This window comes from Geobacillus sp. YF-1, assembly GCF_052692335.1.
This window is the reverse complement of record NZ_CP199850.1, coordinates 2,043,152-2,054,558: the sequence shown is the minus strand read 5'-3', so window position 1 is coordinate 2,054,558 and position 11,407 is coordinate 2,043,152. Positions and strand designations below refer to the sequence as shown.

Annotated in this window: 9 protein-coding genes; all 9 read left to right on the top strand. The window is 53.8% G+C overall.

Annotated elements, in window-relative coordinates; translation table 11 throughout:
* Positions 1-172 precede the first annotated feature (172 nt).
* Positions 173-1,489 carry an ABC transporter substrate-binding protein gene (locus ACTVIM_RS10105; protein ID WP_033018601.1) on the top strand — a complete coding sequence of 439 codons (1,317 nt, stop codon included), beginning with the start codon at positions 173-175 and terminating at the stop codon, positions 1,487-1,489.
* A 176-nt stretch (positions 1,490-1,665) separates the two neighbouring features.
* Entirely contained in the window at positions 1,666-2,973 is a 1,308-nt protein-coding gene (locus ACTVIM_RS10100; protein ID WP_445612528.1) for an ABC transporter permease subunit, read from the top strand.
* Positions 2,974-2,986: 13 nt separating this feature from the next.
* Positions 2,987-3,814 carry a carbohydrate ABC transporter permease gene (locus ACTVIM_RS10095; protein WP_033018604.1) on the top strand — a complete coding sequence of 276 codons (828 nt, stop codon included), beginning with the start codon at positions 2,987-2,989 and terminating at the stop codon, positions 3,812-3,814.
* An 857-nt stretch (positions 3,815-4,671) separates the two neighbouring features.
* Positions 4,672-5,127: a MaoC/PaaZ C-terminal domain-containing protein gene (locus ACTVIM_RS10090; protein WP_445612527.1), complete on the top strand. Its 456-nt coding sequence runs from the start codon at positions 4,672-4,674 to the stop codon at positions 5,125-5,127.
* Between the two features lie 252 nt (positions 5,128-5,379).
* On the top strand, positions 5,380-6,672 hold the full coding sequence (locus tag ACTVIM_RS10085; protein ID WP_445612526.1) for an MFS transporter: 1,293 nt from the start codon (positions 5,380-5,382) through the stop codon (positions 6,670-6,672).
* Positions 6,673-7,070: 398 nt separating this feature from the next.
* A complete protein-coding gene (locus ACTVIM_RS10080) occupies positions 7,071-8,069 on the top strand; it encodes a LacI family DNA-binding transcriptional regulator (RefSeq protein ID WP_445612525.1) in 999 nt (332 codons plus the stop codon).
* 224 nt (positions 8,070-8,293) lie between these two features.
* Positions 8,294-9,373, top strand: coding sequence for a Gfo/Idh/MocA family protein (locus ACTVIM_RS10075; protein WP_445612524.1), 1,080 nt, complete (start codon positions 8,294-8,296; stop codon positions 9,371-9,373).
* Positions 9,374-9,492: 119 nt separating this feature from the next.
* Positions 9,493-10,242 (top strand): ThuA domain-containing protein, encoded by a 750-nt coding sequence (locus tag ACTVIM_RS10070; RefSeq protein WP_445612523.1) that lies wholly within the window; start codon positions 9,493-9,495, stop codon positions 10,240-10,242.
* Positions 10,239-11,393, top strand: a complete 1,155-nt coding sequence (locus ACTVIM_RS10065) for a Gfo/Idh/MocA family protein (RefSeq protein WP_445612522.1) — start codon at positions 10,239-10,241, stop codon at positions 11,391-11,393. Before ACTVIM_RS10070 ends, ACTVIM_RS10065 begins: the two co-directional genes overlap by 4 nt.
* Positions 11,394-11,407 lie beyond the last annotated feature (14 nt).

Sequence of the window (11,407 nt, the reverse complement as noted above, 5' to 3'; positions counted from 1 at the left end):
TGATGTAATCGATTACAAAGCATCGTTGTATAGACAAGAAGCCGTGGTTGCCTAGGCGGAAAGCGGTAGATGTTTCGTCAAGGAGGTGGTTCGTCGGTTCGAAGCCGCATTGATGGGAGAAGTGAATTGACGATCGAACAACTCAAACAAAGACAAAGGGGGAGAAACAAAGATGAAAAAAGTTTTGAAATCATCCGCGCTTTTGTTAGCGCTTACGATGGGGCTCGCGGCGTGCTCCGGCGGGCAAAGCGCTAGCCAGACGGGCCAAGACAGCAAAAAAGAAGAAGGGAAAACAGGGCAATCCGAAAAAGTCGTGAAAATTGTTTATGCCCGCGGCCAAGATTCCACGAAAGCCACCGAAAAAATCATCGAAGCGTTCGAGAAAACGCATCCGAACATTGATGTGGAATTTCGCGAAATGCCGGCTGACACCGGGAAGCAGCATGATGCGTATGTGACGATGCTAAACGCGCAGTCGTCGGAAATCGATGTTATGGATCTCGATGTCATTTGGCCGGCTGAGTTTGCTCAAGCGGGTTATACGCTGCCGCTCGACCGGTTTATTGAGAAAGACGGCATTGACCTGAGCAAATACAACCAAGGGGCGCTCGCGGCCGGCAACTTCAATGGCAAGCAATGGGCGATGCCGAAGTTCATTGATGCCGGCATGCTGTTCTATCGCACCGACTTGGTGCCGAAAGACAAAGTGCCGAAAACATGGGATGAACTCTTAAAAGAGGCGAAAGCGCTGAAAGGACAGGGCGGCACGAAATTCGGCTATTTGATGCAGGCCAAACAATATGAAGGATTGGTGTGCAACGCCGTCGAATTTATCGCCTCTTACGGCGGACAAATCGTCGATAAAAACGGGAATGTCGTGATCAACAGCCCCGAGGCGATCAAAGGGCTGAAGAAAATGGTGGAAATCGTCAAGTCCGATGTTGTGCCGAGCAATATCACCACCTTCACTGAACCGGAATCGCATACCGCGTTCATTGAAGGACAATCGCCGTTTATCCGCAACTGGCCTTATCAATACGCCTTGGCAAACGATCCAGAACAATCGAAAATCGTCGGCAAAGTCGGCGTGGCTCCGCTCCCGGCCGGGGACAAAGGTTCGGCTGCCGCGCTGGGCGGCTGGATGACCGCGATCAACAAATATTCGAAACATCCGAAAGAAGCATGGGAATTTGTCAAATTTATGACGGGGCCGGAGGGGCAAAAAATTTCTGCGATTTACGGCGGTTTGGCGCCGACGCTTCCGGATTTGTTTAAAGACGCGGATGTCTTAAAAGCCAATCCGTTCTTTGCGGAAGAAGGATTTGTCAATGCGTTGAACGCTGCTGTGCCGCGCCCGGTCGTTCCGAACTATCCGGAAATTTCAGAAATCATCCAAATTAACGTATCGAAAGCGCTGGCCGGCGAGCTGACGGTCGAACAAGCCGTGGCCAATATGGAAAAAGAAATGAAAGCAGCGTTGAACAAGTAGGGCGAATGGACGGTCGGCGCGGCCCGCTTCTCCGCTGGCCAACGCCGGCCTTGCGCTTTGTGACAAGCAAAGAACACTAAGTTGGTTGCCCGCTTTCGGCTCATTAGCCTTCAGGCCGTCATCTGCCCGGTGCTGAAGGCTAATATCCTTTTCGAAGCAGAAGGGAGAGAACCGCGATGAGGAATGAAAAGCGAATGGAGCGTTTGCTAGGCTATTCGCTTGTCGCGCCGGCCATGCTGCTCATTTTGGCGATCGCCATTTGGCCGGTCATTCAGTCCTTTTATTACAGTTTGTTCGACTATCGGCTCAACGATCCGACCAAATCGTCGATTCACTGGAGTTACAGCCTCGATCTGGAAGGATATCTGCAAACCTATCCGTTCCTCAAAAGCGCCCTCAAGCAGGAAATGGCGGCTGCGGATGAACAAACAAAGCAAACATTGGCGCAAATCGAACGAAAACTTACGAAACTGGACGCGGCGATCCGTTCCGATGATCAAGTGGCGAAACAGTACGACAAAGTGAACGAAGCGCTCGATAACTTCGAAACACCAAGCAATGAGCTAAAGATCGCCGAGTTGGACAAACAGACGGCCGAGCGGCTGACCGACACGGTTCATGATGTCATCCAGACGCTCAAGGAGATGAAAAAAGCGGGCGAACTGCAGCACGCGGATAAAGTCGTCGGCTTGGCCGAAGGGCTCAAAGGGGTTGTGATCGAGCCGAACTTTGTCGGCCTCAAGCATTATAAGGACAGCTTCGGCGATATGCGCTTATGGAAAGCGTTATGGAATACGACGTTCTTTACGGTGGTGTCGGTCGCCATTGAGCTCGTGTTCGGGCTTGGAATCGCGCTGCTCATCAATAAAGCGTTTTTTGGCCGCGGGTTGGTGCGGGCGACGATTTTGATTCCGTGGGCGATTCCTACTGCTGTATCTGCGCTCATGTGGAAATTTTTATACGATGGACAAAACGGCATTGTCGCCAACTATTTCGAAACGATTGGCCTTGTCGACCGAATGGGGGACTTGTTGACGACGGAAGCAGGGGCGATGTTTTCGGTCATTTTTGCCGATGTATGGAAGACAACCCCTTATATGGCGCTCTTGTTGCTCGCCGGGCTGCAAACGGTTCCAGACTCGCTGTATGAAGCCGCCGCGATCGACGGAGCGACCAAATGGCAGCAATTCACGAAAATCACGCTGCCATTGTTGAAATCAAGCATTTTGGTCGCGCTGCTGTTTCGCACGCTCGATGCGTTCCGCGTGTTCGATCTGATTTACGTCTTAACCGGCGGAGGGCCGGCGAACTCGACGGAGACGATTTCGATTTTGGCGTATAAAGTGATGTTTTCACAGACGAATTTCGGCGCGGGATCGGCGCTGGCTGTGATTGTCTTTCTTTGTGTCGCCATCATTTCCATGATATACATCCGCTGGCTTGGAAAAGACTTATTGTCCGACGGCGCCGGCGCGAAACGATAAGCGGGGTGAGATGATGCAGAAAAAAGCAGGGCCTCTCTTTTATCTCTTCCTACTCGTATTCGTCTTTTTTGTCATGTTTCCATTTTTATGGGTGCTGCTTAGTTCGATTAAGCCGCTCAGTGAACTGTTTGGCGACAAAGCGTTTAATTGGTTTACGAGCCATCCAACGTTGAAGTCGTATGTATCGGTTTTTGTCAATTACCCGTTTTTGCGCTACTTATGGAACAGTACGGTGGTGGCGACGATCACGACCGTGTACACCGTGTTTGTGGCCGCATTTGCCGCTTACGCCATCGCGCGGTTACAATTCAAGGGCAAAACCGTCATTCTTGGCCTTGTGTTAGCGGTATCGATGTTTCCGCAAATTGCCACTATTTCGCCGATTTACATGTTTGTGAAAACGTTCGGGTTGACGAACAGCTACTTAGGATTGATCATTCCGTATACGACGTTTGCGTTGCCGTTGTCGATTTGGCTGCTCGTCACCTTTTTCCGCAAAATTCCGTTTGATTTGGAAGAAGCGGCGAAAATGGATGGGGCGACGCCGATGCAGACGTATTTTAAAGTTATTTTGCCGCTTGCGGTGCCCGGGGTGTTTACGACGTCCATTCTCGTCTTCATTGCCGCGTGGAACGAATTTTTATTTGCTTTGACGATCAATACAGCGGAAAAATACAAAACCGTTCCGGTCGGCATTGCCATGTTCCAAGGCCAGTATACGATCCCGTGGGGCGAAATTTCCGCGGCGACCGTGGTGGTCACTGTTCCGCTTGTCATAATGGTGTTGCTGTTCCAGCGGCGGATTGTATCCGGGCTGACATCCGGCTCGATTAAAGAATAGGGACAAACCGAAAAAGGGGCTGGCCCAAAAGGCGATCTCCCCTCCAGAAAGACACAACATATAAGGGTGACATGAGGGGGTCCAGTTCTTTTGGGACGCCCTTTTCTTTGTCCCGTTGACGACGGAAAGGAACACGAAATCCGTCAGTGTTGATGAATGAAGCTGGAAAGGAACCTAACGCGAACTGCGCACGGCGAACGAACGGAGACCATGGTCGATTCGTAGATCGGAACGAAACGCCCCTAAAGGGCTGGTGAACCACCGCTGATTCCCTTCATTAATGGGAGAATGAGTGAAAAACAGGACCGATGCAACAAGGTTTTTCTCATTGAGAAATGAGATGAGAACGCCGGATCCGCGATTCAATGACCAGCCTTCTAAGCGCCAGTTCTATTCGCCGCAAACGCATCATATGTTAATGACAAATACGAGGTCGAGCTGCAGGAAAATTTCGAGCGGGTTTTCCTAGAAGGTTGGTGAAAAACCGTTGTCGCACACCAATCGATGGCATTTTCATTCAGAAGAGAAAACTGGTTCTGCAGGGTTTTTCTAATTGAGAAATGGATGAAATCAGTCGTTTTCGCACGAAATCACCAGCCTCCTAGACGGCTGGTGAAAAACATTGGTTTCCTTTGGTCGATGAATAATTGTTGCAAGACTTTTCTATTTGAGAAACGGGCTTGATAAGCGGCTTGCCCCCTTAAATCACCGGCTTCCTAGGCTTGGCCGTTTTCGGATGTCGTTCGCCTTAAATATACAGAAAATTTTTACAATATATCAAAGCAGGGGCTCGCTGCATGAAAGGGGGTGGGGATAGATTCCATTTTTTGATATAGAGCGGAAAGGGAGGGATGACGTTGCGTTTTGACCGTCCGTTTGAAGGATATGCCGTAGGTGAGCGCCATCGATCGCGCGGGCGGACGATCACCGAGGCGGATCTCGTGCAGTTTGCCGGCGTTTCCGGCGATTTTTATCCGCTGCATATGGATCAACAATACGCGAAGCAGACACCGTTCGGCGAACGGATCGCCCATGGGATGCTGACGCTGTCGGCGGCGACCGGGCTGTGGGTGATGGAGCCGGGATGCGTGCTCGCTTTTTACGGCATTGACTCGCTCCGTTTCGTCCGCCCGGTGAAAATCGGCGATACGATTTACGTGGAATCGGAAGTGAAACAATTGACCGAACGGAACGAAACAGCCGGGCTTGTCACCGTGCATCAGCGAATTGTCAATCAGCGCGGTGAGACGGTCGTTGTCGCGCTGGTGCATGTTCTGGTAGCTCGGGAAGGAACAAAAAACATACCGTTCTGATGGTGAAATTGCTGTTTTTCATGCGCGCTTGGAATGAAACGTCTGCCGTTGTTGTCAGCCGTTCGTTCAGCGGGCGGAAGGGTTGGGTTTGAAAGCGTTAACAACGCTATTTGCTTGCGTTGAACCTCGTTTTCTGTTCTGCTTCCTAACGGTTTGAAAACGATGGGGAAGAAAGGCGGGTAAGACCGCTTCAGGCATTATCCATTCGTTTGTTCGGCATATTCCGATGACAACCAAAGGAGGCTGATCGCCATGGCAATGACAATGGATGCGGCAGAGATGAAACGTCAAAAAACACGGGCTGCCGTTTCGAGCGTGGTCGGCACGACGATTGAATGGTACGACTTTTTCCTTTACGGAACGATGGCCGCTCTCGTGTTTCCGCAGCTCTTTTTCCCGCAAAGCGACCCGTACGTAGCGCTGATGCAGTCGTTTACGACGTTCGCCTTAGGGTTTATTGCCCGACCGGTTGGCGCGGCGATTTTCGGTCATTTTGGCGATAAAATCGGCCGGAAGGCGACGTTGGTCGCCACTTTGTTGTTGATGGGATTGGCGACGGCGTTCATCGGCTTGATGCCAACGTACGAACAAATCGGCTTATGGGCCCCAGTCTTGGTGACGATCCTTCGTCTCATTCAAGGCATCGGGGTCGGTGGCGAATGGGGCGGCGCCATTTTGATTGCGATGGAGTGGGAAGAAGGCAAACGGCGCGGGTTGATGGCTTCGCTCCCGCAAATGGGCGTGCCGTTCGGACTGCTGTCGTCTTCTCTTGTGACGACGCTCATGTTGGCGGCGGGCGGCGACAGCTTTTATGCGTGGGGGTGGCGCGTTCCATTTCTGCTCAGTTTCTTGTTGATTGCCATTGGGCTATATATCCGGCTGAAAGTGCTCGAATCGCCGCTGTTCCAAGAGGCGCTGAAAAAACAAGAAACGAGCAAGATGCCGGTCGGCGAAGTGCTGGTCAAGCATCCGCGCGAAATTCTTTGGTCGGCGCTTGCGCGAGTGATTGAAAACGGGTCATTCTACATTTTCGTCACGTTTATCGTCAGCTATGGGACGACGTTTTTGGGGATGGAAAAAAGCATTTTCGTCAATGTGACGATCATTGCCGCGATCATTAACGCGCTTGCGATCGTCTATTCCGGCCATTTATCCGATCGGTGGGGGCGGCGCCGCGTCTATATGACAGGAACGATTTTGTTGATGCTTTGGGCGTTTCCGTATTATTGGCTTGTCAACACAAAAAGTGTCGGGCTGATCTTTTTGGCGACAGTCGTAGCCATGGTGTTCCACGGCATGCTGTATGGCCCGCAGGCGGCCATGATCGCGGAAAACTTCCCGACGCGCCTGCGCTACAGCGGCGCTTCGCTCGGCTACCAGTTGGCATCGATCATCGCCGGCGGTCCGGCGCCGCTCGTGAGCACGTGGCTGCTGCATAAATACGGCAGTGCAACGGCCATCTCCTTCTATATCGTCGTCATGGGCTTGATCTCGCTGGCCGGGGTGAAAATGCTGCAAGACCGAGCGCGCCAGGCGCTTGACTAGTCCGAGCTCCTTCCATGTTACGGGCGCCTTTGCCTGAACGCCAAGGCGCCCGTTTCGATTCGCTCCATGGGTGAGAAGTGACAAGAAGCGAAATGATGACATTGCCAGTTTTTTCAGTTTGAGAAACACGGTTGGAGAACAGTATTTCACCTTAAACCACCGGCCTTCTAAGAGTCCGGTGATTTAGTGCAAAATACTGCTGAGTTCCCCCCATTTCTCAATGAGAGAAACCTGACAGAATCAGCATTCTTTTTCTGAATAAAAATGCCTCCAATTGGTGTGACAGCGGTTTTTCACCACCCTTCCAAGACAGATGGAAAAAACAATGCTTGACAACCAACCGGCCTTTTCGATACGATGGAGATGTAATCGATTACATAGTTGAGAGGACAAAACGAATGGCAAGCATAAAAGATGTAGCGAAACGGGCGAACGTGTCGACGGCGACCGTGTCGCGCGTGCTGCGCAACGCTGGCAACGTCACCGAAGAGACGAGGCAGCGCGTGCTCGAAGCCATTGAAGAGCTGAACTACCAGCCGAACGTGCTCGGCCGGTATTTGCGCCGCATGGAAACGGAAACGGTGCTCGTCGTCGTGCCCGATATTACGAATCCGTTTTTCTCGAAAGTGTTGCGCGGCATCGAAGCGGTCGCTCTCGAGCACGGCTATCAAGTGCTGCTTGGCGATACGCAAAACGATGCCCGGCTTGAGGAGCAATATTTAAATGTGCTGCCGCAGCGGCAAGTCGACGGGATGATTTTTTTGACCGCCCGCATCCGCAAAGAGCTGATGGAAGAGATGGCGAGGCAGTTTCCGATCGTCCTCGCGTGCGAGTATTTGGAAGGGACGGACATCCCAACCGTGTCGATCGACAACATCAGCAGCGCCCGCAAGGCGACAGAACATTTGATTCGCCTTGGCCATCGCCGCATCGCCCACCTGTCCGGGCCGATGAACATCATTTTGAGCCGCGATCGGCTGCGCGGCTACTACCAAGCATTGGCGCAGCATGACATTGATGCCGATCCAGCGCTCGTGCAGGAAGGCGATTTCACTTATGAATCCGGCTATAATGTCACATTGAAGCTGCTCGCTCTCGAAGAGCCGCCGACGGCGATTTTCGCCGCCAACGATGAGATGGCCATTGGGGCGATCAAAGCGGTTCGCCATCGCGGCGGCCGTGTTCCGGATGATGTCGCTGTCGTCGGGTTTGACGATATTCAAATGGCCTCGATTTTTGAACCGAGCCTCACGACCATCGCCCAGCCGATGTTTGAAATCGGCCAAAAAGCGATGGAGCTTTTGCTTCAGCTGATCGAAGGGAGCGATGTCGGCCGCCGCCAGTTTGTGTTGCCTGACCGTCTCGTCGTTCGCGATTCATGCGGGGGAAGCGCTTGAAGGAGTGAAAGCGCTCCCCTACAACAGCCGGGCTCGGCTGTCTCGTTTTTGGTGATGTAATCGATTACATCGCAAGCGATGCTGCTTCAGATGATAAGCAACAAAAGAGGTTGATCGTCGGAAAAGATGCATGGGCAGCGCGATCTGCTCTCTACCCGGGGATGAAACTTGGATCAGTTCGGCATTTTCATGAGAAATAAAAGGAAAGGCAAGGGGGAAATCATATGGAACGCGCACGTCCAATCCGCCTCGGATTGATCGGGGCTGGCGGGATTTCCAAAGAACATCTTCAAGCGGCGCTTAAACTTCCGGAACGCGCCGTTTTGCAAGCGATTTGCGACGTCAATGAACAAGCAGCCGCGGAAAAAGCGAAAACGTACGGCATTCGCGATGTGTACCGCGACTACAAAGAGTTGCTCGCCTCGCCCGATGTGGATGCGGTCATCATCACGGTGCCGAACTTTTTGCACGCCCAAGTGGCGGTCGACAGCTTGCGGGCCGGAAAACACGTGCTTTGCGAAAAGCCGATGGTGACGAAAGCGGAAGAGGCGGACGCCATCATCCGCGCCCGCGACGAGTCGGGGAAACAGTTTATGGTGTCGCTCAACAATCGGTTCCGCCAAGCGGCGCAATGGCTTCATGAGCGAATCCAATCCGGCGCGTTCGGCGAGATTTATTACGCGAAAACAGGCTGGGTGCGCCGCCGCGGCATTCCCGCATGGGGGGCATGGTTTTTTGACCGCGAGCGCTCCGGGGGCGGCCCGCTCATCGATTTGGGCGTCCATATGCTCGATGTCACGCTCTGGCTGCTCGGGAATCCGAACCCGGTTGCCGTGACCGGGAAAACGTACGCCAAATTCGGTCCGCGCCATCAAGGAGCATGGCCGGGGACATCGTTTGCGCCGAACGCTGCGTATACGGTCGAAGATTTTGCTTCCGCGTTCATCCAGCTCGAAAACGACGCGACGGTGCTCCTTGAGACGAGCTGGGCGTCGCACATTGAAGAAGAGCGGGCGTATGTCGAGTTTCTCGGCACGGAAGGCGGCGTGCGTTGGGAGTGGAATGTGGCCGGCAACCGCCAAGAAGTGAAATGGTTCCGCAATGAATCCGGCGTCCCGGCTGATGTCACGCTCCATTTTGACGATCAAAGCGAACGGGTGGCGCTGCTTGACCATTTCTTGACGAGCATCGCCGAGAACACACCGCCGCTTTGCACCGCTGAACAAGGGCTTACGATCGCCAAAGTGTTGGAAGCGATTTACGAATCGTCTGAACAAGGGCGGCAAGTTCGCCTCGAATGGTGAGAAACGCTCCATGAACCGCGCTGGCGTCCCAACGAGTCGCGAACATGGAGAAACATTCCAAAAAAACACTCCGCCTAGCCGCGTACAGGCAGGCTGAAAAAACAAGGGGGAGCGAACGGATGACCACACCGATCCGCGTCGTCGTTTGGAACGAATTTCGCCATGAAAAAAAAGATGAACAAGTCAAAGCGATTTATCCGGAAGGGATGCATACCGTGATCGCAGGCTACCTAGCTGAAGCCGGGTTTGACACGGCGACCGCTGTGCTCGACGAACCGGAGCACGGCTTGACCGACGAAGTGCTTGACCGGTGCGACGTCCTCATCTGGTGGGGGCATATCGCCCATGATGAAGTGAAAGATGAAGTGGTCGAACGCGTCCACCGCCGTGTGCTCGAAGGAATGGGGCTCATTGTCCTTCATTCCGGCCATTTCTCGAAAATTTTCAAAAAGCTGATGGGGACGACATGCAATTTGAAATGGCGCGAAGCCGATGAAAAAGAACGTCTCTGGGTCGTCGCCCCGGGCCACCCGATCGTCGAAGGGATCGGGCCGTACATCGAGCTCGAGCAGGAAGAAATGTACGGCGAGTTTTTCGATATTCCGGAGCCGGACGAAACGATTTTCATCAGCTGGTTTGAAGGCGGGGAAGTGTTCCGCAGCGGCTGCACGTTCACGCGCGGGAAGGGGAAAATTTTCTACTTCCGCCCTGGCCATGAAACGTATCCGACGTACCATCACCCGGACGTGCTGAAAGTGATCGCCAACGCCGTCCGCTGGGCCGCGCCGGTCAACCGCGGGGAAATCGTCTTCGGCAACGTCAAGCCGCTGGAACCGATCAAAGCGAAACAAGGGGGAGTGACGCCGTGAAACCGATCAATGTCGGCATCATCGGCACCGGCTTTTCCGCCTCATCCCATATCGAGGCGCTCCGCCGTCTGCCGTTGGTGAACATTGTCGCCATCGCCTCAAGCAGCCAAGAAAAAGCGGAAGAAGCCGCGCGCCGGTTCGGGATTCCGAAAGCATACGGCGACTACCGGGCGCTGATTAATGACCCGGACGTGGAGGCGGTCCATAACTGCACGCGCAACGTCTTGCATTTTCCGATCAACAAGGCCGTGCTCGAGGCGGGGAAACATTTGTTGTCGGAAAAGCCGCTCGCCATGGACAGCGAGCAGTCGGCCGAACTGAAACAACTGGCGGAAAAAAGCACAGGGTTAAGCGCTGTCTGCTTCAACTACCGCCACTACCCGCTCGTTACTGAGGCGAAAGAGCGGCTCGCCCGCGAAGCGAAGCGCGTCCATTTCGTCTATGGCGGCTATGTGCAAGATTGGCTGCTTGATGACACTGACTACAACTGGCGGCTCGACCCGGCGCAAAACGGCCCGTCGCGCGCCATCGCCGACATCGGCTCGCACTGGTGCGACACAGTGCAATACGTGCTCGGCAAACGCATCGTCGAAGTGTTCGCCGATTTGCGCACCGTCCATCCGGTTCGCTACAAGCCGAAGCAGGAAGGAAGCACGTTCACATCCGGACGCGCTCAAGACGCTGAACCGGTGCAGATTGATACGGAAGACGGCGGCAGCGTGCTCGTCCATTTTGACGACGGCACCCACGGCGCGTTCACGATTTCCCAAGTGAGCGCCGGCCGGAAAAACCGGCTCTATTTTGAAATCGCCGCCGATGCCATGACGCTCGCTTGGGATCAAGAGCATCCGAACCGCCTGTGGGTCGGGCGCCGCAACGGCTCGAACGAAGAAGTCGTTCGCGACCCGGCGCTTTTGTCGCCGCGCGCCGCCTCGCTCGCCCATTACCCGGGCGGCCATGAAGAAGGCTGGCCGGATGGGCTGAAAAACTTGTTCTTAGACTTTTACAGCGCCATCAGCCGGAAACAGCGCGGCGAGGCGCTCAGCGAGCTGCCGTTTGCGACGATCGCCGACGGCCATCATACGATGACAATCGTTGACGCCATTTTGGAAAGCCACCGGACAAAACGATGGGTGCGAGTGGCGGAATAAACAGCGTCAGCGCG